We start from the raw sequence: 25,684 nt of genomic DNA, 5'->3' as shown, positions 1-25,684 counted from the left end.
CAAAGCCGGCTTTTTAATTTCAGCCCCTACTGCCGAGCAGCAAGCAAACGCTTATGGCGATTGCGCCGTGCAATGTTCAAGCACTCGATGGCCGCCGAGAAGGCCATGGCTGCGTACACGTAGCCTTTAGGCACATGGGCACCGAAGCCTTCGGCGATCAGCGTCATGCCGATCATGATCAGGAAGCCCAGGGCCAGCATCACCACGGTCGGATTGTCGTTGATGAACTTGGCCAGCGGTTCAGCCGCTACCAGCATCACGATCACCGAAGTCACCACGGCAATGATCATGATCGGCAAGTGCTCGGTCATGCCCACGGCGGTAATGATGCTGTCGATGGAGAACACCAGGTCAAGCAACAGGATCTGCCCGATCGCCGCCGCAAAACCGATGGTCACGACGTTGCTGGTGCTGGTCTTCTCTTCCGGCTCCGGGTCCATGCTGTGGTGGATCTCGGTGGTGGCCTTCCATACCAGGAACAGGCCGCCGGCGATCAGGATCATGTCCTTCCAGGAAAACGCCTGGCCGAACACTTCGAACACCGGCGTCGTCAGTTGCACGATAAACGCGATGGTGCTCAACAAGCCCAGGCGCAGGACCAACGCCATGCTGATACCGATGCGCCGCGCCTTGGCCCGGTGCTGCTCGGGCAATTTGTTGGTGAGGATCGAGATGAAGATCAGGTTATCGATGCCCAGCACGATTTCCATGACGATCAGGGTGGCCAGCGCGATCCACGCGGTGGGGCTGGCGGCCAGTTGTAAAAGGTAATCCATAGGTCAGTCCTGACGTTGTACTGGGAGATTAGGTTTCTTTAGTGTTCGATTCGGATTCGTTTGTTTCCTGCTCATCCTTTTTTTGCGGATTGATCAGGTCTTGCGTCGCTTCGCTCAACGCCTGCTCCGCGGCCTTCTGGGTATCGTCGATCGCTTGCTTGGCCGATTCGGAGGCTTTACCCAGCACTTGCTGTGCGCTTTTTTCGACCTGATCGCAACCGCCGATCATCATCAATGAAAGCGCAAGCAACGACGCCGCGCCCAGGGAATTGAGTTTCATGATGTATTCCTCGTTATAACCCTTGGGTCCAAATAGTGGCCCCGCGATAGCGAGGCATTCTATGCAGATGAACAGTTCAGTAAAATTCGTATTTTTCTCGCTTATACTTCGGTTTTTACGAAGTGAGGCAACCATGCTCAATTACCGACAACTGCACTACTTCTGGGTCGTGGCCAAGACTGGCAGTATCGTGCGCGCCTGCGAGCAGCTGAACCTCACGCCTCAGACCATCAGCGGGCAGATCAGCCTGCTGGAGCAGACCTTCGGTATAGCCCTATTTCAACGGGTCGGCCGCCAGCTTGAGCTGACCGAAGCCGGGCGCCAGGCCCTGCCCTATGCCGAGCAGATGTTCCAGACCGGCAATGAATTGGAGGCGATGCTGCGCGCGCAGCCCAACGAACAGCAGATTGTGTTCCGGGTCGGGGTGGCGGACGTGGTGCCCAAATCCATCGTCTACCGCTTGATCGCGCCAACCATGGAGCTCAGCGAGCCGCTGCGCATTACCTGCCGCGAAGACAAGCTCGAACGGTTATTGGCCGACTTGGCGATTCAGCGCCTGGACCTGGTGATTTCCGACAGTCCCATGCCCTCGCACCTGGACATCAAGGGCTATAGCCAGAAACTGGGGGAATGCGGCATCAGCTTTTTTGCCACCCAGGCATTGGCTGACCAACACAGCGGCGACTTCCCACACTGCCTGCATGGCGCACCGCTGCTGATTCCGGGTGCGGAGACCGTGGTCCGCAGCCGTCTGCAACGCTGGTTCGCCGAGCAGCAGATCCAGCCGCGGATCATCGGCGAATTCGACGACAGCGCTCTGATGCAGGCCTTTGGCCAATCCGGCAGCGGGATTTTTATCGCTCCCAGCGTGATTGCCGATGAAGTGGTGCGCCAGTATGGCGTGGCACTGATCGGCCAGACTGATGCGGTTACCGAGTCGTTCTATGCGATCTCCGTGGAGCGTAAGGTCAAGCATCCTGGCATCGTGGCGATTACCGAAGGTGCAAGACGGGAACTGTTTACTGCCCTGCCGTGACGGCAATGTAGGGCACGGCAAGCAAGTCCGACGGCCGTGGGTGACGGAATGTCACAGCGAATAGGACGCTTCCTACAGCGTGCTAGACTTCGCGCCTGCTTCCTACAGCGCTTTCCTCCTGCAATGCTGCGCCCTACTAAAAAAACTAGAGACATCCCTTTATGACTGCTGCCCCTTCCCTCTTGCAACGACTCATGCGCGTCAGCCTGGTCACACAAATCGTTATCGGCCTGATTGCCGGCATCCTGTTGGCCCTGTTGGTGCCCGAGGCGGCCAGAGCCACTGGTTTTATTGGCAAAGTGTTTGTCACCGCGCTGAAAGCCGTGGCGCCGATCCTGGTGTTCGTGTTGGTCATGGCCTCGATCGCCAACCATAAACACGGCCAGGAAACCCACATCAAGCCGATCCTGTTCCTGTATTTGCTCGGCACTTTTGCCGCGGCCGTGGTCGCGGTAGTCGCCAGCATGTGGTTCCCCTCGTCGCTGGTGCTGGCCACCCACGACGCTACCGTCAGCGCCCCCGGCGGCATCGGCGAGGTGCTGCAAAGCCTGCTGCTCAGCGTGGTGGACAACCCGGTGAGCGCACTGATGAACGCGAACTTCATCGGCATCCTGGCGTGGGCCATCGGTATGGGCATTGCCATTCGCCATGCGGGCGTTACCACCCGCACCGTGCTGGATGACCTGTCCAACGGCGTCACGCTGATCGTACGCGTGGTGATCCGCTTTGCGCCGCTGGGGATCTTCGGCCTGGTGGCCTCGACCCTGGCCACTTCCGGCTTCGGCGCCCTGCTCGGCTACGCGCACTTGCTGGTGGTGCTGATCGGCTGCATGCTGTTTGTGGCCTTGGTGATCAACCCGGCCATCGTGTTCTGGAAACTGCGCCGCAACCCTTACCCGCTGGTGTTGATGTGCCTGCGCGAAAGCGGCATCACCGCGTTCTTTACCCGCAGTTCGGCGGCGAATATCCCGGTCAACCTGGCGTTGAGCAAACGCCTGGGCTTGCATGAAGACACCTACTCGGTATCGATCCCGCTGGGCGCGACCATCAACATGGCCGGTGCCGCCATCACCATCACCGTGCTGACCCTGGCAGCCGTGCACACCCTGGGCATCAACGTCGACCTGCCGACCGCCGTGCTGCTCAGTGTGGTCGCGGCCGTGTGCGCCTGCGGGGCTTCCGGTGTGGCCGGTGGCTCGCTGCTGTTGATTCCACTGGCGTGCAGCCTGTTCGGCATTCCGAGTGAAATCGCCATGCAGGTGGTGGCCGTTGGCTTCATCATCGGCGTGTTGCAGGACTCGGCGGAAACCGCGCTCAACTCCTCCACCGATGTGCTGTTCACCGCTGCCGCATGCCTGGGCAAGGAAGAACAAGCGGCTTAACCGTCGGCTATAAAAAAGCCCGGTGCGGTTCTTGAATGAACCGCACCGGGCTTTTTTTTGACTGGATGCTTAGAAAGCGCCCATGTAATCGCGCTTGCCCACTTCCACACCGTTGTGACGCAGCAAGGCGTAGGTAGTGGTGACGTGGAAGAAGAACTGCGGCAGGCCGTAGGACAGCAGGTAGGACTGGCCGCTGAAGCGCTTCTCTTTCGGCGTGCCTGGGCGGGTGATGATCTCGATGCCTTCCTTGCCGTCGACTTGCTCGGGCTTGATGGTGTCGACGAAGGCCAGGACCTTGGCGATCAGCGCTTGCAGGTCGGCGAAGGTCACTTCGCTGTCATCGTATTTAGGCACTTCGATCTCGGCCAGGCGCGCGGACACGCCCTTGGCGAAGTCGACGGCGATCTGCACCTGGCGCACCAGCGGGAACATGTCCGGGAACAGGCGCGCCTGCAGCAGGGCGTTGGGCTCGATGTTCTTGGCTGTGGCATGGGCTTCGGCTTTGCTCAGCACATCGCTCAGGGCGTTGAGCATTTGCTTGAAGACTGGGATGGAAGCGGCATAGAGGGAAATAGTCATGACAGTCTCATCGGTAATGGCAGGGTTGGAACCAGCGGCGATTATAGCCATGCCGAGCGCTTGTCTTTTATTTTTTCAAGGATAGGCTAAAGGCCTTCACTGCATAGGGAACGCGCGCGATGACCGCCGAGCACGACACCGACACCCCTGAGCCGCGCCTGAACAGCACGGAAATCCGCCTCCTGGGCTGCCTGATCGAAAAACAGGCGACCAACCCCGAAACCTACCCCCTGACGCTCAACGCCCTGGTGCTGGCCTGCAACCAGAAAACCAGCCGCGAGCCGGTGATGAACCTTAGCCAGGGCCAGGTCGGCCAGAGCCTGCGCGTATTGGAAGGCCAAGGCTTTACCCGCCTGGTGATGGGCAGCCGCGCCGACCGCTGGGAACATCGCGTGGACAAGGCGCTGGAGTTGGTGCCGGCTCAGGTGATCCTGATTGGGCTGTTGTTCTTGCGCGGCCCGCAGACCGTCAACGAACTGCTGACCCGCAGCGGGCGCATGCATGATTTCGAAGATGCCGAGCAAGTGGTGCATCAGCTCGAACGCCTGATCTCACGCGGGCTGGCGGTACTGGTGCCGCGCCAGGCCGGACAGCGGGAGGACCGCTATACCCATGCGCTGGGCGACCCGGCGGATATTGAGGTGATCATGGCCGCGCGCGGGAATCCGGTGGAGCGCGGGGCTGGAGTATCCGTGGACCGTATTGAAGAACTGGAAGCGCGAATTGCGGCGCTGGAAGAACGCTTGGCGCAGTTGGAACAGGCGTAATACAGGCAAAAATGTGGGAGGGGCGGTGCGACGATTCGACTTGCCCCCTCCCACTTTTGGCTATCCGTGCTCTTCAGCTTCGGGCAAACGCCACGGCTTTTTCGAACTGCTCCTGGGTCGGCCGCACACCGGTATAAAGCACAAACTGCTCCAGCGCCTGGATCGCAATCACTTCCAGCCCGGTAATCACCCGCTTGCCCTTGGCCCGGCCCCGCACAATCAACGGCGTTTCGGCGGGGATCGCCACCACATCGAACACTGTTTCGGCTTTATCGATAGCGTCGGCCTCAAATGCCAACGCATCCGCCTCCGCCCCGCCGGTCATGCCGATCGGCGTGACGTTGATCAGCATCCGTGGGCGCAACCCGCCAAGGTCGGTTTGCCACTCGTACCCCAGGTTCTGCGCCAATCTGCGCCCCGCCGCCTCGTTGCGCGCCACGATCACACCGTTGGCATAACCACCGTCACGCAAGGCACTGGCCACGGCCTTGGCCATGCCGCCGCTGCCGCGCAGGGCAAAGGTCGAGTCCTTGGGCACCGCATGCTTGCCGAGCAGTTGCTCAACGGCGATGTAATCCGTGTTGTAGGCCTTGAGATGGCCGTTGGTATTGACGATGGTATTCAGCGAGTCAATCGCTTGAACCGAAGCGTCGAGTTCGTCCACCAAGGCAATGGCGGCCTCCTTGAACGGCATGGACACCCCGCAACCCCGAACGCCCAACGCCCGGATACCACTGATCGCGCCGGGCAAATCGTGGCTGCTGAAGGCCTTATAGTAAAAATTCAGACCCAACTGTTCATACAGGTGGTTATGAAATCGCAGGCCGAAATTCCCAGGGCGGGCCGACAGCGACATGCACAGCTGGGTGTCCTTGTTGGGGTGCATCTGCATGGAAAACTCCTTTGAGTAAGCAAATCGGTACAGACCTTACACAACCTTTACCTAGCGGCTGTGCTGTTTTTCAGAAATACGTTGTCTTAAAAGTATCCCCGCGACATTACTTGAGTCTATTGATTGCAGACCACAAGCGCAGGGGCTAACCGAGGAATGACCATGAATCGTAAAATCCCCAGGATCGCCTTGCTTATCGGTGCACTCGCCATGGCAGGCCAAGCCTCCGCCCACGGCGGTGGATGGGCTGGCCCGGCCGCCTTGGGTGCGTTGGTCGGCGCCGCCGTTGTGGGCTCCGTGGTTGCCAGCCAACCCCGCGAGGTGTATGTGCAACAGCCCGTGTATGTGCAACCGCAGCCGGTGTATGCCGCGCCCCCGCCGGTGTACTACGCACCGCCGCCGCCAGTGTATGTGCAGCAAGAGGTGTATTACCGCCCGGCGCCGGTCTATTACGGTCCACCTCGTGGCTACTACGGCCCTCCGCACGGCTACTACCGCCGCGGCTGGTAAATGCCAGGCATGACGTACGAAACAGGCCTCGCCCGCACGCGGGGCCTTTTTTTGCCTGTGAAGTCCGGATTTATCGTGCGAAGGTCGCTATGAGGACAATGGCCTGGCGCCAATCCCACATGATCAAGGTCCAAAGTCTACTTGCCCGATAGGGGCTCGCGCTGTCATGTTTGTGTCACGACTCACTCTCACTATTCGACCCTGTCCACCCAATAACAACAAGGACGACTGAACCATGCCCACACAAAACCCGCACCGCACCGCTGGCCTCTGTACGTCCAGCAAGGTTTACAGCGCACTCACCGAACTCAAGCACCTGGAAGGTCACCGCAGCGCGAAATTCCTGGCGTTGCTGGCGGAAAACCTGGTGCGCAAGGGCCTGCTCAACGAGCAGGAAGTCGTGAGCATGCTCGATCAGGTAGTCGACTGACGCCTGGCATTGATGTCGACTATCGAGCCAGGTGATTTTTCCTCAGCCGCCTGGTCTCGTAAGGTGGCCTCCATAGCGACTGGAGGTATGTATGCCCACTGTTCAAATCATGTCCGTCATCGGCAGCGCCGTCCCCGCCCCGCTTCGAGCGTCGGGCTTGCTCGCCTGCTGGTACCTGGTACGCGACGGCGAGGCCATCAGCGGCCCGCTCACGTCGCTGTCGGCCGCTGAAAAACAGCTGCAGCAAGCCTCGAACTTCCGGCTCCACGCCTGAGGTTCAAGGTAACGGCAGTTTGACCCGCGGCTTGCTCTCGACAAACAGCGCCCAACTGGACATGAACAGCGCCGCCACCAGCGGCCCGATCACAAACCCGTTGAGGCCGAACACCGACAGGCCGCCCAGGGTCGAGATCAGGATCAGGTAGTCCGGCATCTTGGTGTCCTTGCCAACCAGGATCGGGCGCAGCACGTTATCCACCAACCCGATCACAAACACGCCGAACAGGCCCAGCACCACGCCCTGCCAGATCGAGCCGCTCAACAGGAAGTAAGCCGCCACCGGGGCCCAGACAATCCCCGCCCCCACCGCCGGCAGCAGCGACAGAAACGCCATCAACACCGCCCAGAGCAACGCACTGGGGATATCCAGGAACCAGAAGATCAAGCCACCCAGGGCGCCTTGGGTCACGGCCACCAACACATTGCCCTTGACCGTTGCGCGCACCACGCGGTTGAACTTGAGTTGCAACCGACGCTTTTGCGGTTCGGCCAGCGGCACCGCCGTGCGCACCTTGCGCACCAGTTCCGGGCCGTCGCGCAGCAGGAAGAACAGCAGATACAACATGATGAAAAAGCTCACCAGGAAATCAAACGTGCCCTGGCCGAAGCTGAATGCCTGGGTGGCGAAGAATTGACTGCCCTGCATCGCGCTCTTGACGATCTTTTCGCGCAGCCCTTCCAGGTTGCCCAAGCCGAAACGGTCCAGCAGGTGCTGGAAATAGGGCGGCAGAAAGTGCTTGAACTGCTCGATATACCCGGCCACGTCCAGCTTGCCGCTCTCGACGTTCTTGTACAGCGTCGCGCCCTCCTGCACCAGCAAGGCGCTGGTGATGATGACCGGCAGAATCGCGATCACCAGGCACACCATCAAGGTAGTCAGTGAGGTGAGGTTGCGGTTCCAGCCGAATCGCTGCTGCAGGCGGCGCTGCAGCGGCGCAAAGATGATACCCAGGATGACCGCCCAGAACACTGCGCCGTAGAACGGCAGCAATATCCAGATAAAGGCGACGGTCACCAGGACCAGTAGCAACAACAGGGTCTTGAATTGCAGGTTGGTTTGGTTCATGTCCGGTCCATGTCAGAAAGCTCGGCGCGCACGCGCCCTGCTGCTTAGTCCGTGGCAAATCCTGCGAGTGCCATCTTTGTTGCGGTAAGCGTAGACCCAGATCAATAAACCCTTCGGCGCCGCCCGGTACCCTCGCGACCTTTTACGACTCGAATTTCCATGCCTCTGCTCCTTCCTCCCGAACTGCTCGCCCCCGCCGGCACCCTGAAAAACATGCGCTACGCCTTCGCCTACGGCGCCGATGCGGTGTACGCCGGCCAACCGCGCTACAGCCTGCGCGTGCGCAACAACGAATTTGACCACGCCAACCTGGCCCTGGGTATCGACGAAGCCCGCGCACAAGACAAGCGCTTCTACGTGGTGGTGAACATCGCGCCGCACAACGCCAAGCTCAAGACCTTCCTCAAGGACCTGGCCCCGGTGATCGCCATGGGCCCGGATGCGCTGATCATGTCCGACCCGGGGCTGATCATGCTGGTGCGCCGGCACTTCCCCCAGATGCCGATTCACTTGTCGGTGCAGGCCAATACGGTGAACTGGGCCAGCGTCGAGTTCTGGCAGCAACAAGGGATTTGCCGGGTGATCCTGTCGCGGGAGCTGTCCCTTGAAGAGATCAGCGAAATCCGCCAGCAGGTGCCGGCCATGGAGCTGGAGGTATTTGTGCACGGCGCCTTGTGCATGGCCTATTCCGGGCGTTGCCTATTGTCGGGCTATATGAACAAGCGCGATGCCAACCAGGGCAGTTGCACCAACGCGTGCCGCTGGAAATACCAGGCCACGCCGGCGGTGGAAAACACCACGGGGGACATCGTCCAGGCGTATGAGCCCACACTCGGGATTGGCACGCCGACCGACCAAGTGTTCCTGCTGCAGGAAGCCAACCGTCCCGATGAGCATATGCCCGCGTTCGAAGACGAGCACGGCACCTACATCATGAACGCCAAGGACCTGCGCGCGGTGCAGCACGTGGAGCGCCTGACCCATATGGGCGTGCACTCGCTGAAGATCGAAGGCCGTACCAAATCGCACTTCTACTGCGCGCGCACCACCCAGGTGTATCGCCGGGCGATTGATGATGCCGTGGCCGGACGCGCGTTTGATCGCGCCTTGATGACAGACCTCGAGTCCCTGGCCCAGCGCGGCTACACCGAAGGCTTCCTGCGCCGCCATGTGCACGATGAATACCAGAACTACCAGAACGGCAGCTCAGTGTCGGAGCGCCAGCAGTTTGTCGGCGAGTTGACCGGCGAACGCCGCGGCGAGCTGGCCGAGGTCAAAGTGAAGAACCGCTTTGCCCTGGGCAACCACCTGGAGTTGATGACGCCCACCGGCAACCTTCACTTTGATCTGGACACCCTGCACAACAGCCAGGGGCAAGCCATCGAGGTGGCGCCGGGGGACGGGCACACGGTGTATGTGCGCGTTCCGGCGCAGATGGACCTGCGTTTTGCGCTGCTGATGCGCGATGTCTGAGGACGTCAGATCCTGAACTGACCGACCAGTTGTCCCAGGCGCTGGCCGAGGTCCGCCAGGCTGCGCGAGGTCTGTGCGCCCAACTGCGTCTCATCGGCCACGCTGTCCACGGCCACTGCGATCTGGTGCACGCTGCGGTTGATCTCTTCGGCCACCGCGGTCTGTTCTTCGGCAGCGCTGGCGATCTGCGCGTTCATCGAGTTGATGGTGCCGATCAGCTGCGCCATGGCGTCCAGCGACGCGCCTGCCTGGTTGGCCTGGGCCGAGGTGCCTTCACCGGCGTCGCTGGAGCGGCGCATTGCGTCCACGGCAGCCTCGGTGCCTTTTTGCAGGCGGTCGATCATGCCCTGGATTTCCTGGGTGCTGGTCTGGGTACGGCTGGCCAGCGCACGCACTTCGTCGGCCACCACCGCGAAACCACGACCGGCCTCCCCTGCCCGCGCGGCCTCGATCGCCGCGTTAAGCGCCAACAGGTTGGTCTGTTCGGCAATCGAACGGATCACGCTCAACACGCTGACAATCGAGGACACGTCCTGCTGCAGGCTGTCCAGAGACACGCCGCTGCTGCGAATATCATTCACCAGCGCGTGGATCTGCGCGATGCTGCCGTCCACCACACGCTTGGCGACCTGGCCTTCGGCGTCGGTCTGTTGCGCAGCTACTGAAGCGCCCTGGGCGCTGCGCGCGACTTCTTGCGCAGCGGAGGACATCTGGTTGATCGCGGTGGCCACCTGGTCGGTTTCGTGGCGCTGGCGCTCCATGGCCTGCTCGGAACGCTGGGCCTGGTCGGACACCTGGCTCACCAGGCCGGTAAGTTGCGCGGTCATGTCGGTGATCTGGCGCACCAGGCCATGAATCTTGTCGACAAACCGGTTGAAGGCTCCCGCGAGGTCGCCCAGCTCATCCTGGCTGGTAATGGCCAGGCGGCGGGTCAAATCGCCTTCACCGGCGGCGATGTCGTCGAGGTTGGCTTTCATCAAATGCAGCGGACGCAAGATGGTATTGGCCAGCAACATACCCACGGCAGCGATCACCAGCAGCACCACTACGGCCACGCCGAGGATGCTCAACAACACGCCCTCCATGCGTTTTTCCACTTTGGCTTCGACCACCGCCACCTGGGCTTCGATGCCATCGAGGTTCACCGAGGTACCGATGACCATGTCCCACTTGGGCAAATACTCGGTGTAGCCCATCTTGGGCACCAGCTCCGTCTGGCCGGGTTGGGTCGAGCTGTATTGCAGGTAGTGGGTGCCGTCCTTGCCGACCTTGACCAGGTCACGGTTGACGTACACACCATTAGGGTCGCGGTTGTCCTTGAAACTCTTGCCCACGCCGTCGGGGCTGTTGCCTTTGAACAGGCGGATGGTTTCGGAGTCGTAGCCGAAGAAGTAGCCGTCCTTGCCGTAGCTTGTGTTGGAGAGCAGCTTGACCACCTCGGCTCGCGCCGCCGTATCGCCCGGGGCGGCCGCGTCGTAGAGCGGCTTGATCGTGCTCATGGCCACTTCCACATAACTTTGCAGGGTGGCCTTGGCGTTGTTGAGCAGGCGCTCGCGGGTTTCAGCCACCTCGTTGCGCGCCTGGCCCTGGAGAATCCACACGGTGGTCAGGCTGATCACCAGGGCAAACAGCAGCACCGGCACGACGGCGAGGGACAGGACTTTGGCCTTCAGACTCAGACGCATGATTTTTCTCTCTTATTTAAGCGACTTGAGAGGTTATCGGCCAACTGCGCAGGTTCTATAGGCGTGGACCGTCAGAGGGTCATGGCGGCCAGCCAGCCAAACGCCAGCAGCGGAAGGTTGTAGTGCAGGAAAGTCGGCACCACGGTGTCCCAGATATGGTGATGCTGGCCGTCGATGTTCAGGCCGGAGGTGGGCCCGAGGGTAGAGTCCGACGCCGGTGAGCCGGCATCGCCCAGCGCACCTGCCGTCCCGACGATGCACACGATAGCCACCGGGCTGAAGCCCAGTTGCACGCACAGCGGCACGAAAATCGCCGCAAGGATCGGCACCGTGGAAAACGACGAGCCGATGCCCATGGTCACCAGCAGCCCCACCAGCAACATCAGCAAAGCACCCACACCACGGCTGTGGCCGATGAACGCTGCCGAGGTTTCCACCAGCGAACGCACGTCACCCGTGGCCTTGAGCACTTCGGCAAAGCCTGAGGCGGCGATCATGATGAAGCCGATCATGGCCATCATCTTCATGCCTTCGGTGAACAGGTCGTCGGTATCGCGCCAGCGCACGATGCCCGACACCGAGAAGATCAGGAACCCGGCCAGGGCGCCGATGATCATCGAGTCCAGCCACAGCTGAATGATGAACGCCGAGGCAATCGCCACGCCCGCCACCAGCAGGGTCAGCGGGTTGTACTGCACCGCCACCTGCTCGACCCGCTCGATTTTCTCCAGGTCGTATACACGTTTTTTGCGGTAGCTGATAAACACCGCCACCAGCAGGCCGACCACCATGCCCAGGGCCGGCAGGCTCATGGCTTGGGTCACATTGACCTGGCTGATGTCCACGCCGCTGCTGGCCACGTTGGCCAGCAGGATCTGGTTGAGGAAGATATTGCCGAAGCCTACCGGCAGGAACATATACGGTGTGATCAGGCCGAAGGTCATCACGCACGCGATCAGGCGGCGGTCCAGTTGCAGCTTGGTCAGCACGTACAGCAGCGGCGGCACCAGCAGCGGGATAAACGCGATATGGATCGGCAGGATGTTCTGCGAGGCTATCGCGACCACCCACAACAGGCCGATCAACAGCCATTTGACGTGGTTGCCGCCGGTGGCATCCTGGCGGTCCACCAGCAGCAGTGCCTTGTCCGCCAGGGCGTGAGCCAGGCCGGACTTGGCAATCGCCACCGCGAAAGCGCCGAGCAATGCGTAGGACAAAGCCACAGTCGCCCCGCCACCCAGGCCGCCGTTGAAGGCCTTGAGCGTGGCCTCGATTCCCAGGCCGCCGGTCAAGCCGCCTACCAGCGCGCCAACAATGATGGCGATGACCACATGCACACGGGACAGGCTGAGCACCAGCATGGTGCCGACCGCGGCGATGACTGCGTTAATCATGGTTACCTCAAGCAGAAACATAAAAAACAGGCATGCCCGCGCCCAGGTGGCCATTAAATGGCAACCCAAGTGCAAGCTTTAAGGAGGTCTTATTAGAGGGCGCGCACTTTGCAGCAGGTGGGTCTGCATGTCAAAAAACCTGTTGCGAGGAGGCTCGCCCCAGATGGCCATGAGTATCTGCACACCCCTCGACAGCTGCTACGCAAGGGACTCGCTCAAGATGTGAAGATACCCATGCTGCGATGGCAGTGTGTCAGGAATGGCGCTTGGGCAGTTCAATCAGCACCTTGAGCCCACCCAATTCACTCTCTTTCAACCGCAACACCCCGCCCCACACGTCGACGATATCGCGCACGATACCCAAGCCCAGGCCATGGCCATCAGTCTGCTCATCCAATCGCGCACCACGGCTGAACACTTGATCACGCTGGGCTTCAGGGATGCCGGGGCCGTCGTCCTCCACCGTCAGCAGGTAAGCGTCCTCGGTTTCGCGGACGTTCAGGCGAATTTCGGCATCAGCCCACTTACACGCGTTGTCCATCAGGTTGCCAAGCAGTTCCAGCAAATCCTCACGATCCCACGGCAGTTGCAGCCCGGGGCCCGCGTGATAACTCAGGTCCAGGTGCTCGCCATGGATCATGTTCAAGGTGGCCAGCAGGCCAGGCAGTTCCTTCTCACAGTCAAACAACGCGCCCGGCAGGGTTTCGCCGGCCAGGCGCGCGCGGTTGAGTTCACGGTTGAGACGGTGCTGCACTTGCTCCAACTGCTCGCGCAACAATTTGCTCAGTTCGGGTTGGTCCTTGAGCGCTTCGCTCGACGCTGCGCTGAGCAGCACCGCCAGCGGGGTTTTCAGCGCATGCCCGAGGTTGCCCAAGGCATTGCGCGAGCGTTTAAGGCTGTCTTCGGTGTGGGCCAGCAGGTGGTTGATCTGCGCGACCAAGGGCTCCAGCTCCACGGGCACCTGGGTGTCGAGTTGCGAACGTTGTCCCTGCTGCAACTGGGCAATCTGGTTACGCGTGGTTTCCAGTGGGCGCAACGCACGGCGTACGGTCAGGCGTTGCAGGATCAGTACCAGCAACAATGCCGCCAACCCGAGCACCAGACCGATCTGACGCATCAGGCGGAAACTTTCACGCACCGGGGTGTAGTCCTGGGCCACGCTGATGGAAATCGACTGGCCAAAGCGCTTGTAGTCCGCACGCAGCACCAGCAGCTGCTGGCCTTCCGGGCCCAATTGCAGATTGCCCTTGATCCCGCTCTCAGGCAGCCGAGGCAGTTCCTGATCCCACAGCGAACGAGAGCGCCAGTGGGTGTCGGCAAAATCGATGCGGAAGTAATGCCCGGAAAACGGCCGCTGGTAGGCCGGAGATAAACGCTGCTCATCCAGTTGCACGCCGTTGGGCCCGCGTACCAGCGCCACCAGCAGGTTTTCGGCGTCGTTGCGCAACCCGGCTTCCAGGTAGCGCTGCAAACCGGCTTCGAACAACCACAGGCTGGTTTGCGCCAGTACCACGCCGACGATCACCATCACACTGATCAAGCCCAGGCTGAGGCGCCGCTGAATCGACCTCATGCAGGGCTGGCGCCGAACCGGTAGCCCTGGCCGCGCCGGGTTTCGATCACGCTGCGCCCCAGCTTGCGGCGCAGGTGGTTGACGTGGACTTCCAGCACATTGGAGTCGCGCTCGGTTTCACCGTCATACAAATGCTCGGCCAGGTGGCTTTTCGACAGGATCTGTTCGGGGTGCAGCATGAAGTAACGCAACAGGCGGAATTCGGCGGCGGTCAGTTGGATTTCTTCGCCATCACGCAGTACGCACTGACGGCCTTCGTCCAGATGCAGCCCGGCGGCTTGCAAGGTGGGCTGGTTGGCCTGGCCGTGGGAACGACGCAACAGTGCCTGGATGCGCAGGTGCAGTTCCTCGGGGTGAAAGGGTTTGCTCAGGTAATCGTCGGCACCGGCCTTGAGCCCTTCGATACGCTCGGCCCAAGAGTCGCGCGCGGTGAGGATCAGCACCGGCGTGACCAGCGCGGCGGCACGCCATTGCGCCAGCACCTCAAGCCCCGGCAGACCGGGCAGGCCAAGGTCGAGAATGATCAAGTCGTAGGGTTCACTGCGGCCCTGGTACGCGGCGTCGCGCCCATCGGCCAGCCAGTCGACGGCGTAGCCCTGGCGCTGCAGGCCGGCCAACAGCTCATCGGCCAGGGGTACGTTGTCTTCCACCAGAAGCAGGCGCATCAGTCTTCCTCATCTTTGATCAGCACACCGGTGGTCGCGTCGAGCTTGATCTCGCGCACCACTCCATCGGTGGTCAGCAGTTCCACTTCATAGGCATATTGGCCATGTTTTTTTTCAAGCTCGGCCTCCAGCAGGCGTGAACCGGGATACCGCGCCATGGCCTGCTGCAGCAGCTGCTCAAGCGGCAGGATCACGCCCTGCTGGCGCAGCGCCAGCGCTTCGTCCTGGTTGAGGTCGCGGGCCTGCAAACCTGAGCAGAACACCACGAGCACCAGTGCCACTCGACTGCCGGTGCGTAAATTTACCGTCATTACGTATCCTGATGATTCTTGAGAACCTGCCCGGAGAGCGCGTCCAATTCGATGTCCCACTCAATGCCGTTGCTGTCGCGCACTTCGACTTCATAGACGTACTTGCCGTAGTCCTCATCCAGATCGGTGTCCAGCAGTGTCGAGCCGGGGTGCAGAGCCAGAGCCGCGGCTTCCAGTTGGTCGAAGGCAACAATTGTAACAGTGGCGGGCACGATCAGTGGTTTGTCGGGGTCCACAGCGGCAACCTGGGTCGCCGTGACGCCGATCATAACGGTGGCGACCAGGGCTGTGAGGCGCTTCATGATGAGTCTCCGTTACACAATGTTTTTCCTACGCCTGCCACGGTAACGACTGCAACTTAACTGAAACTGAATTGCCACCATGGCAATTGCGGCGGCACGCCATTTTCCTGCAGCGTGCGAGATTTCCTATACTGCCCCGCTCGCTTCAACAGAGACCGGTATGACAGCCATCCACATCAAGTTCCCCGCCATGACCCTCAAGGCCGGTAAACGCGCCCTCACGCGCATTCGCGAACAGGGCTTGAAGCCGGCGGACGTCGGCATTCTCCCCGGCGCGGCCGGCGGCCCCAAGGCGCTGGGCATCCAAGGCCTGGACCTGGCGCTGTTCGGTGACTGGCTGCCGCGTGCGCCACGCGAACGGGCGCTGATCGGTGCTTCGATCGGCTCCTGGCGGTTTGCCAGTGCCTGCCTGCCCGACCCGGTGCAAGGCCTGCTTGACCTGGGCCGCCTGTATAACGAACAGAGCTTTGCCAAAGGCGTGACCATGGCCGAGGTCAGCCGCAGTTGCCAGCGCATGCTCGACGATTTGCTCGCCGGCCGCGATGCGCGGGTGCTGGACAATCCCGACTACCGCCTGAACATCATGGTAGTCAAAAGCCATGGCCTGCTCGCCGATGACCATCGTGGACGCCTGGGCCTGGGCCTGTCCTCGGTGATCGCCGATAACCTGCGCGGCCGCGCACGGCTGTCGCGGCATTTCGAACGGCTGATCATTCACGACCCACGCCAGGCGCCACCGGTGCATCCGCTCACGGATTTTCCCTCGCGCTTCCTTGAGTTGGACACCGGCAACCTGCGCCAGGCGCTGCTCGCCTCCGGCTCGATCCCCATGGTGATGCAAGGCGTGCGCGACCTGCCTGGCGCAGGCACCGGCACCTACCGCGACGGCGGCCTGCTGGACTACCACCTTGACCTGCCCTACCACGGCGACGACATTGTGCTGTACCCGCACTTTACCGACCGGATCATCCCCGGCTGGTTCGACAAGGGCCTGCCATGGCGGCGCAGCAACCGGCAGGGTTTGCAGGACGTGCTGCTACTGGCGCCGTCCATGGACTACCTGGCCCGACTGCCCCACGGCAAACTGCCGGACCGCAGCGACTTCAAGCGCTACATGGGCAATGACAAAGGCCGTAACAAATACTGGCAAACCGCGATGAGCGAGAGCCGGCGGCTGGGGGATGAGTTTCTGGAGCTGGCCGATAACGGTGGGCTGGGTGAGCGCTTGCAGGCGCTTTGACCGAGCGGTATGCGCGGTGACGGACCAAGCTGTTAAACTCGCCGCCTGCCAGATACTGACCGAGCTGAAAATACTGTGGAAATCTTCAAGGAATTTACATTCGAATCCGCCCATCGCCTGCCGCACGTACCGGACGGCCACAAATGCGGGCGCCTGCATGGGCATTCGTTCAAGGTGGCGATCCACCTCAGCGGCGACCTGGACCCTCATACCGGCTGGATTCGCGACTTCTCGGAGATCAAGGCGATTTTCAAGCCGCTCTATGAACGCCTCGATCACAACTACCTCAACGACATCCCAGGCCTGGAAAACCCCACCAGCGAAGTGCTGGCCAAGTGGATCTGGAATGAACTCAAACCCCTGCTACCGGAACTCAGCGCGATTCGTATCCATGAGACCTGCACCAGCGGCTGCATCTATCGCGGTGAGTAAACCGGCGTCGACTGTGGCGAGGGCTCCCTTGCCACAGGTCAAACACACACTGTTCGACTGATCCATTTTGTATCACCACTGCACTGCTTTCGTGCCCGGCCGGGCATCGCGAGCACTCCCGCCTGCGTTTTCCCCTGTCTGGCAATAAATACCCACGGCTGCTGCGTTGGCACGCGCGGTGCAACGGGCTTGCGTCACTCATTCAGGGAGCAAGACCATGACGCAGCCAGAACCGGGCAACGATTACCCCTTAAGCGAAGTTCCCCTGCACGCGCGCAAAGGCCTGGCGTCTACCGCCATGGTGCTGCTGGGCTTCACGTTCTTTACCGCGACCATGTTTGCCGGCGGCAAGCTGGGGGTAGCGTTCAGTTTTACCGAGATGCTCGGCGTGGTGGCCTTGGGGAACCTGCTGTTGGGCATTTATGCCGCGGGCCTGGGTTACATCGCCTTCAAGAGCGGCTTGAATTCTGTCTTGATGGGACGCTTCTGCTTTGGCGAAGTGGGCAGCAAGCTCAGTGACTTGATCCTCGGTTTCACCCAGATCGGCTGGTATGCCTGGGGCACCGCCACTGCCGCCGTGGTGCTGGGTAAATATTTCGAATTAAGCCCTGGCAGCGTGCTGGCATTGATGGTGGTGTTCGGCCTGGTGTTTTGCGCCACGGCCTACGTGGGCTATCGCGGGCTGGAGATTCTGTCCTACATCGCAGTGCCGGCCATGGGTTTGTTACTGATACTGTCGATGTGGGTCGCCACGCTAAAAGTTGGCGGTTGGGACGGCCTGCTGGCGGTCGTGCCAACCCGTGAGCTGGACTTGTCCACAGCCATCACTCTGGTGTTCGGCACCTTTGTCAGCGGCGCGACCCAGGCCACCAACTGGACGCGGTTTTCGCGTTCGGCCAGGGTGGCGGTGCTGGCCAGCCTGATCGGTTTTTTTATCGGCAATGGCCTGATGGTGCTGATCGGGGCCTACGGTGCCATCGTCTATCAACAACCGGATGTGGTCGAAGTGTTGCTGCTGCAAGGCTTTGCCATGGCGGCGATGGCCATGTTGCTGCTCAATATCTGGAGCACCCAGGACAACACCATCTATAACTTTGCCGTGGCCGGCTGCAACCTGTTGCGCACCCGGCGCCGCAAGACGGTGACGCTTGCCGGCGCAGTGATCGGCACCTTGCTCGCGCTGCTGGGCATGTACGACATGCTGGTGCCCTATCTGATCCTGCTGGGCACGGTGATCCCACCGATTGGCGGAGTGATCATGGCAGACTTCTTCTACCGTTATCGCGGCCAGTACCCACGCCTGGCCGAAGCGCGCCTGCCGGCGTTCAACTGGCCAGGGCTGGCGGCGTACGCCGTGGGCACCGTGCTGGCGTTCAATTCTCCGTGGGTTGCGCCGTTGGTGGGGATCGCAGCCGCATCGCTGACCTACATGGCGCTCACCGCCGTATTGCGCGTGCGTGCGCCGGCTACCCAATCTACAAGCGTGGTTTCACGAGAATGGTAATCTGGCCGCCGTCTGCCTGATTGTTTTAGCCAAGAGGAACTTGCCCATGCACATCATCAACGCCCGCCTGCGCAACCGTGAAGGCCTGCATGATCTGCACCTGGAACATGGCCGGATCGCCAGCATCACCGCACAAACGGGGGTGCCGGTTTTAGCCACCGGTGATTTGGATGCTGCCGGCAATCTGGTGATCCCGCCCTTCGTCGAACCGCATATCCACCTCGACGCCACCCTCACCGCCGGCGAGCCCCGCTGGAACATGAGCGGCACCCTGTTCGAAGGCATCGAGTGCTGGGGCGAACGCAAGGCCACCATCACCCTGGAAGACACCAGGACTCGCGCAAAAAAAACCATCCAGGCCCTGGCGGCCCATGGCATCCAGCATGTGCGGACCCACGTAGACGTCACCGACCCGGACCTTACGGCGCTCAAAGCCATGCTGGAGGTACGCGAAGAAAGCACGCACCTGATCGACCTGCAGATCGTTGCCTTTCCCCAGGAAGGCATCGAGTCGTACCGCAATGGCCGCGAACTGATGGAAGAAGCCGTTCGCCTGGGCGCCGACGTGATCGGTGGCATCCCCCACTTTGAATACACCCGCGACCAGGGCGTGAGCTCGGTGAAGTTCCTGATGGACCTGGCCGAACGCACCGGTTGCCTGGTCGATGTGCATTGCGACGAAACCGATGACCCACACTCGCGCTTCCTTGAAGTGTTGGCCGAAGAAGCCCGCAGCCGCGGCATGGGTGCCCGCGTAACGGCCAGCCACACCACGGCCATGGGTTCCTACGACAACGCCTACTGCGCCAAACTGTTCCGCCTGCTGGGGCACTCCGGTATCAGCTTCGTCTCGTGCCCGACCGAAAGCATCCACCTGCAAGGCCGCTTCGACAGCTTCCCGAAACGCCGCGGCGTGACCCGCGTCAACGAGTTGCTCGAAGCAGGCATGAACGTGTGCTTCGGCCAGGATTCCATCGTCGACCCTTGGTACCCGTTGGGCAATGGCAACATCCTGCGGGTGCTGGAGGCCGGTCTGCACATCTGCCATATGCTCGGCTACCGCAACCTGCAAAGCGCGCTGGACCTGGTGACGGACAACAGCGCCAAGGCCATGGCCCTGGGTGATCGCTACGGCCTGGAGCCCGGGCGCCCGGCCAACCTGTTGATCCTTTCGGCAAACAGCGACTACGAGGTGATTCGCAGCCAGGGCCTGGCGCTGTACTCAATTCGCAGCGGCAAGGTTGTGATGAAACGTCAGCCGGCACAGGTAGAGTTTGTGTCGGCACACTGATCAGACAATCGAGTCGATGTCCAGCGGCTGCGGCTTCCCCCTTTCGTTCTGCGTGGCGGGAGGTACGCTGGCGGCCTGGGACCATTCACGGTTTTCACGGTGGCTGAACCAACGCTTGAGACTCGGTTGCAAGTGGGCGGCATGGGCATGGCTGCCGTAGACATCGCGGGCTTCGAGGCGGCGCCAGCGCAGTGATTGCAAGCGTTCGCGACTGGCGTGCAGGCGGTCGATTTCGGCGTTCAATGGCTCGTGATGTTCATAGGCACGGTCATTGGCCGGTCGATGTCGGGTCAGTTCTCGCCGCTTGTCTTGAAGCTGTCTGCGCATGGTCGCGAGGGCATGGTCGATTAACTCAAACTCTCTTTGGGTCACCAGCGGGCCGTTGTTTTCCAGGGTTTGTTGCCAACGCCGCAGCGTCGCCCAAGCGGCCGGGATGTAGCTGGCCGTCATGAAATGCTGTTTGTATTGCACCAACTGGCTGATCAACCCGGCGCGCTCGGGCATATCGCTGTCAGCTTGCAACGCTCGATTGCGGCCTGCCTCTTCGATGGACTCACAACCGGGCTTCCACAGCACCGATGATTGCGTGCCATCCGAGAGCGTGATCGGCATGAAATGCTGTTGCTCTCCATGGTGTTGGTAGGGGTTACCACCGAACCGCACCAGGCCGGCGGCAAACAACAGGCCACCGGCTGTGGGAGCGCTGAATAGCGTGACGAGGCCCGGGACCCAGAGCTTGGCGGTGGTATTCATCCAGGGTGCCGGGACACTGGGAACGGGGTCGTTGTGGTTGACGATACGGTGGTGGACCAGGGTGGATGCACCGGCGGTGAATTCGGAATCGGCGGCGCGGGGGGCGCCGTAGGTGTAGAGGAGGACGTTGTAGTCATTATCCGACACACGACGCAACCCTTCGGCCAATAACAATGCAATGGCACCGCCCAGGCTATGACCGCAGATGACTATTCGTTGGTCGTTGTAAAACTGGCCGAGGTATCGCAGTACGAAATCACGCATCGCCCGGTAAGCCTGATAGAACCCTTCATGAGCCTTGCCGACACCTTCGGCAAACGGTGTTTGATGGGCGTTTGCGTCACGCAACCCGTCACTTGGGCTGGCGGTGCCACGTACTGCTATCAAGATTACGTCATCGTGATGGGTTATGAATGCCTGGGTGTCAGTACCGTCTTTTTCGTCATCAAAGAAGTGCAGGCGCGAAGGGTATTCCTGGTCGTCCTCAAGCTCTGGACGATTTTGTGGATACAGCTCGGGATCGAAGGGCAAAATTTCGAAACGTTTGGAGTAAGGAATGTCTTCGTAGAGCGGATAGAAACGCTGAGTTTGTTCAGGATCAATCCGCCAGGCCTCGTCGTGCCCCGAAAGCTGTTCGGCAAAGAGATTTCCAACGCTTGGGTCCAGCGGAAAATGAACTTTATCCAAGGGTTTGACCGGCGGTTCCTGACCGAAATCGCAATAACTCAACGCAGCAAACAACCCCAACTGATACAGGTTCAAGGCACAGAAGTTATCAGCGGTGGACAGCATCGGCCTCAGCGCTCGCAGGGGCCGCACCTCAAGAACAGTATGATTGTTAGGAAACAGTACGATGCCCGATAACGTTGACTGGGGTGGGCCGAAGCCCAGGTCGGCAATCATTTTCAAGGCATGCCGTTGGGGCTGATGAGTCCGGGGCGCAATTGGAGGTAAGTGTGCGACATGTCTGACCAAATCACGCACTTCGACCTGATAGAACCGATTGGCTTGCTGTCGAGCGGGATTATTTTCAACGCGCCGACCATCCGTCGCAGCAAACCGAGTTCCTTCCGCGCGAAACTGAAGTTCTGTAATAGGAAGCTTATAAGTGGGGCGCGTCATTAAGTACTGATAGGGTTGCTCGGCCCCAGAATAAAGATCGTCAAAAACAAGAACCACGGGGCCGCAATAGATATCCGTTAGTTTGGCAAAGCCGTCTCCGTTCAAGCGTCCTTTATAGTGTTGACCGGCACTGTCGTAAACGGTATACGGCAAACCACCATATGAAGAGCCCGTTCCAAACTCATCAACCAAACAAAAGCTAATCCAATGCCCTCGCAGTGAGCAGGCAGGTTTTTTATCACTGAAAAAAATTTGCTTCCGTGCGTCCAGCTTCATGAATTTCTCCTTTTTACTTGCAGGATGGATAAACCTCACAGATGCGACCATCCGGCATTTTTATAGGCTTAAAGTCGGTGATATTACCGTTGCAGTAAGCGTACGGGTCTTCGAAGCTTTTCCCTTTGCAACGCTTCCAACCATTCGGAACAGCTACCCACTTATCGTCGATAGCAGGCGCCTCCTCACCACTTAATCTCAGCGCCATCCTGAGGGTGTTCCCCGCTAGCTGATCTCGTTGTGCGACGCCACCCGCCGATGCGCTTTGCAGTTGGCCTGCAGCGTCTAGAGAATTGCATTTAAGAATTTTTATGATTGCCTGCTTTGGCCCTATCGTCCGGAATAACCATTGACACTGCCCCAACAACTGCTGAACTCCCTGCTGTGGCATCCCTGAGGAATGGGTGGTGCGATCTAAAATTGAAATGTTGCCAATGTCCCCGCCGATATCCCAATCACGACTCCCCCACTTCGCATAGACATCAAACTCCAACCCGCGCAATACCAACGGGCATCCATTGACAATTTCAGTCAGCGGCAGTTGATAACTCAGCCGATGAGCCACTGGTGTGTAATCGGTAAAGAATACTTTGCGTTCCGGCCTCTTGCCTCGACGACGCGGCAAGGTGCAGGTTTCCCCCGTTGCGGGCCGGTAATTGGCGGCCGTTTTGAGTTTAAAATTCGCAGGCAAATCCACCTCCAACGTAAAGCTCTCAACCGGCCGACCCACGCACCCAAAAAGCCCTGCCGTACCCAGCGCAATCAGCACGCCCAAAACTTGCCTATTCATCTTTCTTCTCCAGCGAATGCCACTGCCATACCACCCGGTCAAAGTGCTCCTCGGGTGCTTCCCCCTCTTTCGGCTGCCAGCGAATCACACTGGCACCAGTAGCTTCTTCCAACCGTCGCACGACCAAAAATTCCAGCTGCTCGGGCCGGGTCCATTGCCAGGCGCGAGCCTGTTCCAGCACCTTGGCCAGCCACACTTTGGGGTCTTGAAATTCGACCAGCGCGACCAGGTTTTCACTGTGTTCCGCCAACAGATAACGCAGGACATTGGCGTGCAGGATGGTGCGGGCGTTGGGGTTCGGAGCCTTCAGCCAAGGGGCGGGATCGGGCACCGGGTACTCGCCAGGGGCGGGATTATCGACGCTGTGCCAGCGGTTTTCGTGCCAGTAGCAAACGCTGATCAATGGACCGAGAAAGGCCGCCCAATCCTGCAATGGCAGATAATCCAATGCGCGTGCGAGTGTGCGATTGTCGTGAAAGCGGTACAGCGACTGGTGACCAGCCGGCCCGACCAGCAGCCGCTCGCGCCAGTGATGAGTCAAGCTCGACAAGTCAGTGGTGGGGATGCAGCCCAACCAGCCCCAATTCGTTTCTGGCTGCTCTAAAAGGTCGAGCAGCGCAGGCTCGCCCATCTGCTCCAGCAGCAGGATCACCGGGCCTGTGGTGGCTATTTCCGCCAGCGGGGTGTGTGCGTACAGGCTGCAATACGCTGACAAGTCGCGGACGGCCAGCATTGGCTGGCGTGCTGCGTTATCGCCCTCAAGTATCAGGCAAGGCCTGCGTCCTGCCTGCATCTGTTGGACCATCCACTGGTTTGGCTGAGTTTCCATCAGGCAGCCCTCTCGCGGATATCGCACAGGCCTTCCCGGCAGCGTTCACACACGGGGCAGAAGTCCGCGCCCAGTTGCCTGGCCAGGTTCATGATGGCGCCTTGTGCGGCGGCGACTTTCGGCTCCTCGGCCATCCACTGGGAACGCGTCGACGGGGTCGCGCACGGCGAGCCACCGAGCGTGATAGGGCGACTGCTGAAAATACCGCCCGCCTGGATGACCAGATGTTCCCCTCCCGCCTTGAGACTCAGCTGTGCACCTGCGTCGATTACCAAGCTGGCGCCGGCCTTCAGATGAACCTGCTGTCCAGCCTCAATCAACAGGGTCTGTCCCACATAGGTCCGGCTGTCGCCCTGCACATGCAGATGATCGTCAGCCTTCAGAACGACCTTGCGATCCCCGGTGACCTGGTGATGCTCCTGGTTTTCCAGGTGAACCGTGCTTAACCCGCGAATAATTTCCCGCCGCTCTCCCATCACCTCCAGGCGGCTGTCATGGCCCACCTGTTGTTCCAGGTCCCGTTGTGCCCGAAGGTAGATAAGCTCCTCACCGCGGCGGTCTTCCAGGTACACCTCGTTGGAGCCGCCACCGCCCAAGGTACTGCGGCTGCGCAGAACACTGCGGGTCTTGTGCTGAGGCAATGGATAGGACGGCATGTGCAACGCATTCGGCAGGCAGCCGTTAATCAGCGGCTGGTCGGGGTCGCCTTCGAGAAAGGTCACCAGCACTTCCATGCCCACGCGCGGGATCATCGTTGCGCCAAACCCGTCACCGGCCCAACCGGACGCCACCCGTACCCAGCAACTGCTTTTGTCATCGGACGTGTCCAGGCGGTCCCAATGAAAGCGCACTTTCACCCGGCCATACGCATCGCAGTGCACCTCCTCACCGGCAGGCCCGGTTACCGTGGCGGTCTGGCTGCCGTTGATACCCGGTTTGGGATGTTTGTGAGGCGGCCGATACGTCGCACGCCAGGGGGTTGCAGTGAAGCGGTTGCGATAGCCGTGGAAGCTATCGACCTCTCCCATCACCCCACCCGCCAGCTCTTCCAGCACCTGCGGCTGATAGCCTTCGTGACGTACCGAAGTGATCAACCACAGGTCATTGCAGGACGGGTCTGGATGATCATGCAGCTCAAGGAAATGCCCGCTGCGCAGCGCCGGCTGATCACTCCTGCCCGAGGCGCGCTGACGGTCGCTGTGATGACGCTCCAGCGCCCGACGCGCCAGACGCGAACCGTGGGCATGCCCGGTAAAGCCTGCCGGATAGCCGTAGTCTTCAAGGGGGTGCCTGCAATCCGCCCCCGCCGCTTCCTGCAGACACAGGGAAGGACGCTCGAAATCATGATCACGCCGCACCGTTCGCCGACTGCGCGTGGCCAGGCGCACATCGAAACGCTGGATTACCCGCATTTGGGCCTCGGGCCCGCCGGCAGCGCAATAATGCTGTGCGGGCAAGCGGCGAAATACTGTCTGGTCATCACCGAACACCAGCACATGCGCGTCTTCGCTGTGGCGAAAGTGGTAGTGAATGCCCTCTTCCTCACACAGCCGCTGGATGAAATGCAGGTCGGTTTCCGCGTACTGCGCGCAGAACGTGCGCGGTGGATAGAGCACCGGACCCAGCTCAAAGGAATAGGCGTCGGCCAGGATGCCATGGGACTCGAGGACCGACGCGATGATCTGCGGAACGCTGCGCTGCTGGAAAATTCGTTGGTCACGCCGATGGGCGAGGCACGCAAGGCGCGGCGCGAGCGTCAGGTGATAGCGGGTAAGTCGTCGTCCCGGGTCATCCCGGCCGATTGTGTATACCTGCCCGTGCAGCCCTTCGTTCGCTTCGCCCAGATCCAGGTAGGCCGGTTGCTGGAGCATCGCCTCCAGGTCCAGGGACGGGTTTTCACTCACCACCTGTACCTGGATGATAAAAGGTTGATCGAGAATCTCGCGACCTTTGAACGCTACGACCTGAAAGTCGGTATCTATATATGGAAGGATCAATTTGAAACGTGACGAAACAAACGCGTTAACCATCCGTTGTTACCCGCCCT

Annotated in this window: 25 protein-coding genes and 2 pseudogenes; 11 read left to right on the top strand and 16 right to left on the bottom strand. The window is 60.5% G+C overall.

Features of this window, described 5'->3' with window-relative positions; genetic code table 11:
- Positions 1-26: 26 nt before the first annotated feature.
- Both PSH66_RS10560 and PSH66_RS10555 read right to left on the bottom strand, forming a co-directional pair.
- Positions 27-776: a TerC family protein gene (locus tag PSH66_RS10560; RefSeq protein WP_003173053.1), complete on the bottom strand. Its 750-nt coding sequence runs from the start codon at positions 774-776 to the stop codon at positions 27-29.
- 28 nt (positions 777-804) lie between these two features.
- Positions 805-1,056, bottom strand: coding sequence for a hypothetical protein (locus tag PSH66_RS10555; protein WP_003173052.1), 252 nt, complete (start codon positions 1,054-1,056; stop codon positions 805-807).
- 133 nt (positions 1,057-1,189) lie between these two features.
- On the opposite strand from PSH66_RS10555, the gene nhaR reads away from it, so the two are divergent.
- Both nhaR and sstT read left to right on the top strand, forming a co-directional pair.
- On the top strand, positions 1,190-2,092 hold the full coding sequence (gene nhaR / locus PSH66_RS10550) for a transcriptional activator NhaR (protein WP_042944452.1): 903 nt from the start codon (positions 1,190-1,192) through the stop codon (positions 2,090-2,092).
- A 161-nt stretch (positions 2,093-2,253) separates the two neighbouring features.
- Entirely contained in the window at positions 2,254-3,474 is a 1,221-nt protein-coding gene (gene sstT / locus PSH66_RS10545; protein WP_003173050.1) for a serine/threonine transporter SstT, read from the top strand.
- A gap of 69 nt (positions 3,475-3,543) precedes the next feature.
- Here sstT and PSH66_RS10540 read toward each other — a convergent pair whose 3' ends face one another.
- A complete protein-coding gene (locus PSH66_RS10540) occupies positions 3,544-4,053 on the bottom strand; it encodes a DUF1993 family protein (protein WP_003173049.1) in 510 nt (169 codons plus the stop codon).
- 119 nt (positions 4,054-4,172) lie between these two features.
- On the opposite strand from PSH66_RS10540, the gene PSH66_RS10535 reads away from it, so the two are divergent.
- A complete protein-coding gene (locus tag PSH66_RS10535) occupies positions 4,173-4,820 on the top strand; it encodes a YceH family protein (protein WP_003173048.1) in 648 nt (215 codons plus the stop codon).
- 73 nt (positions 4,821-4,893) lie between these two features.
- Here PSH66_RS10535 and PSH66_RS10530 read toward each other — a convergent pair whose 3' ends face one another.
- Entirely contained in the window at positions 4,894-5,712 is an 819-nt protein-coding gene (locus tag PSH66_RS10530; RefSeq protein ID WP_003173046.1) for a shikimate 5-dehydrogenase, read from the bottom strand.
- 156 nt (positions 5,713-5,868) lie between these two features.
- Here PSH66_RS10530 and PSH66_RS10525 point away from each other — a divergent pair, with 156 nt between their 5' ends.
- The 3 genes from PSH66_RS10525 (at position 5,869) to PSH66_RS10515 (ending at position 6,926) form a co-directional block, all read left to right on the top strand.
- Positions 5,869-6,222, top strand: a complete 354-nt coding sequence (locus PSH66_RS10525) for a hypothetical protein (protein ID WP_003173045.1) — start codon at positions 5,869-5,871, stop codon at positions 6,220-6,222.
- A 235-nt stretch (positions 6,223-6,457) separates the two neighbouring features.
- A complete protein-coding gene (locus PSH66_RS10520; protein WP_003173044.1) occupies positions 6,458-6,652 on the top strand; it encodes a hypothetical protein in 195 nt (64 codons plus the stop codon).
- Between the two features lie 91 nt (positions 6,653-6,743).
- Positions 6,744-6,926: a hypothetical protein gene (locus PSH66_RS10515; RefSeq protein WP_003173043.1), complete on the top strand. Its 183-nt coding sequence runs from the start codon at positions 6,744-6,746 to the stop codon at positions 6,924-6,926.
- Positions 6,927-6,929: 3 nt separating this feature from the next.
- Here the strand turns inward: PSH66_RS10515 and PSH66_RS10510 are convergent, their stop codons facing one another.
- Complete coding sequence (locus PSH66_RS10510; protein WP_141064984.1) at positions 6,930-7,997, bottom strand: AI-2E family transporter; 1,068 nt, start codon at positions 7,995-7,997, stop codon at positions 6,930-6,932.
- 159 nt (positions 7,998-8,156) lie between these two features.
- Here PSH66_RS10510 and yegQ point away from each other — a divergent pair, with 159 nt between their 5' ends.
- Complete coding sequence (yegQ, locus tag PSH66_RS10505; RefSeq protein ID WP_305429002.1) at positions 8,157-9,470, top strand: tRNA 5-hydroxyuridine modification protein YegQ; 1,314 nt, start codon at positions 8,157-8,159, stop codon at positions 9,468-9,470.
- 5 nt (positions 9,471-9,475) lie between these two features.
- On the opposite strand, the pseudogene PSH66_RS30115 reads toward yegQ, so the two are convergent.
- From PSH66_RS30115 to PSH66_RS10475, 7 genes and pseudogenes are all read right to left on the bottom strand, one after another.
- Positions 9,476-10,066 (bottom strand): annotated as a pseudogene (locus tag PSH66_RS30115) (methyl-accepting chemotaxis protein); the annotation flags it as partial.
- 315 nt (positions 10,067-10,381) lie between these two features.
- Positions 10,382-11,155 (bottom strand): annotated as a pseudogene (locus PSH66_RS30110) (cache domain-containing protein); the annotation flags it as partial.
- 71 nt (positions 11,156-11,226) lie between these two features.
- The gene (locus tag PSH66_RS10495) at positions 11,227-12,546 is read right to left on the bottom strand and encodes a Na+/H+ antiporter family protein (protein WP_305429600.1); all 1,320 of its coding nucleotides are present in this window, start codon (positions 12,544-12,546) and stop codon (positions 11,227-11,229) included.
- Positions 12,547-12,802: 256 nt separating this feature from the next.
- Positions 12,803-14,122: a sensor histidine kinase gene (locus PSH66_RS10490; RefSeq protein WP_305429001.1), complete on the bottom strand. Its 1,320-nt coding sequence runs from the start codon at positions 14,120-14,122 to the stop codon at positions 12,803-12,805.
- Entirely contained in the window at positions 14,119-14,787 is a 669-nt protein-coding gene (locus tag PSH66_RS10485) for a response regulator transcription factor (RefSeq protein ID WP_003173037.1), read from the bottom strand. Before PSH66_RS10485 ends, PSH66_RS10490 begins: the two co-directional genes overlap by 4 nt.
- Complete coding sequence (locus PSH66_RS10480) at positions 14,787-15,098, bottom strand: PepSY domain-containing protein (RefSeq protein WP_078823961.1); 312 nt, start codon at positions 15,096-15,098, stop codon at positions 14,787-14,789. The genes PSH66_RS10485 and PSH66_RS10480 overlap by 1 nt, the downstream gene beginning before the upstream one ends.
- Complete coding sequence (locus PSH66_RS10475) at positions 15,098-15,400, bottom strand: PepSY domain-containing protein (RefSeq protein WP_003173035.1); 303 nt, start codon at positions 15,398-15,400, stop codon at positions 15,098-15,100. The genes PSH66_RS10480 and PSH66_RS10475 overlap by 1 nt, the downstream gene beginning before the upstream one ends.
- 160 nt (positions 15,401-15,560) lie before the next feature.
- On the opposite strand from PSH66_RS10475, the gene PSH66_RS10470 reads away from it, so the two are divergent.
- From PSH66_RS10470 to codA, 4 genes are all read left to right on the top strand, one after another.
- Positions 15,561-16,640, top strand: coding sequence for a patatin-like phospholipase family protein (locus PSH66_RS10470; protein WP_003173034.1), 1,080 nt, complete (start codon positions 15,561-15,563; stop codon positions 16,638-16,640).
- A gap of 75 nt (positions 16,641-16,715) precedes the next feature.
- Positions 16,716-17,072, top strand: coding sequence for a 6-carboxytetrahydropterin synthase QueD (gene queD, locus PSH66_RS10465; RefSeq protein ID WP_003173033.1), 357 nt, complete (start codon positions 16,716-16,718; stop codon positions 17,070-17,072).
- A gap of 217 nt (positions 17,073-17,289) precedes the next feature.
- Positions 17,290-18,576, top strand: coding sequence for a cytosine permease (gene codB, locus PSH66_RS10460; protein ID WP_305429000.1), 1,287 nt, complete (start codon positions 17,290-17,292; stop codon positions 18,574-18,576).
- 46 nt (positions 18,577-18,622) lie between these two features.
- A complete protein-coding gene (gene codA / locus PSH66_RS10455) occupies positions 18,623-19,867 on the top strand; it encodes a cytosine deaminase (RefSeq protein ID WP_003173030.1) in 1,245 nt (414 codons plus the stop codon).
- On the opposite strand, the gene PSH66_RS10450 is transcribed toward codA, so the two are convergent.
- From PSH66_RS10450 to PSH66_RS10435, 4 genes are read right to left on the bottom strand one after another with little or no spacing between them, the layout of a single operon-like run.
- Positions 19,868-22,018, bottom strand: a complete 2,151-nt coding sequence (locus tag PSH66_RS10450) for a lipase family protein (RefSeq protein WP_305428998.1) — start codon at positions 22,016-22,018, stop codon at positions 19,868-19,870. It abuts the gene before it with no gap.
- Positions 22,019-22,031: 13 nt separating this feature from the next.
- The gene (locus PSH66_RS10445; RefSeq protein ID WP_042944449.1) at positions 22,032-22,808 is read right to left on the bottom strand and encodes a hypothetical protein; all 777 of its coding nucleotides are present in this window, start codon (positions 22,806-22,808) and stop codon (positions 22,032-22,034) included.
- Complete coding sequence (locus PSH66_RS10440; RefSeq protein WP_305428997.1) at positions 22,801-23,637, bottom strand: DUF4123 domain-containing protein; 837 nt, start codon at positions 23,635-23,637, stop codon at positions 22,801-22,803. Before PSH66_RS10440 ends, PSH66_RS10445 begins: the two co-directional genes overlap by 8 nt.
- Positions 23,637-25,667, bottom strand: coding sequence for a type VI secretion system tip protein VgrG (locus tag PSH66_RS10435; RefSeq protein ID WP_305428996.1), 2,031 nt, complete (start codon positions 25,665-25,667; stop codon positions 23,637-23,639). Before PSH66_RS10435 ends, PSH66_RS10440 begins: the two co-directional genes overlap by 1 nt.
- Positions 25,668-25,684 lie beyond the last annotated feature (17 nt).

This window comes from Pseudomonas sp. FP597 (assembly GCF_030687435.1).
Taxonomy (GTDB): Bacteria; Pseudomonadota; Gammaproteobacteria; order Pseudomonadales; family Pseudomonadaceae; genus Aquipseudomonas; species Aquipseudomonas lactucae.
The sequence above is the reverse complement of the archived record's forward strand: the minus strand, read 5'-3'. Positions and strand labels throughout refer to the sequence as shown.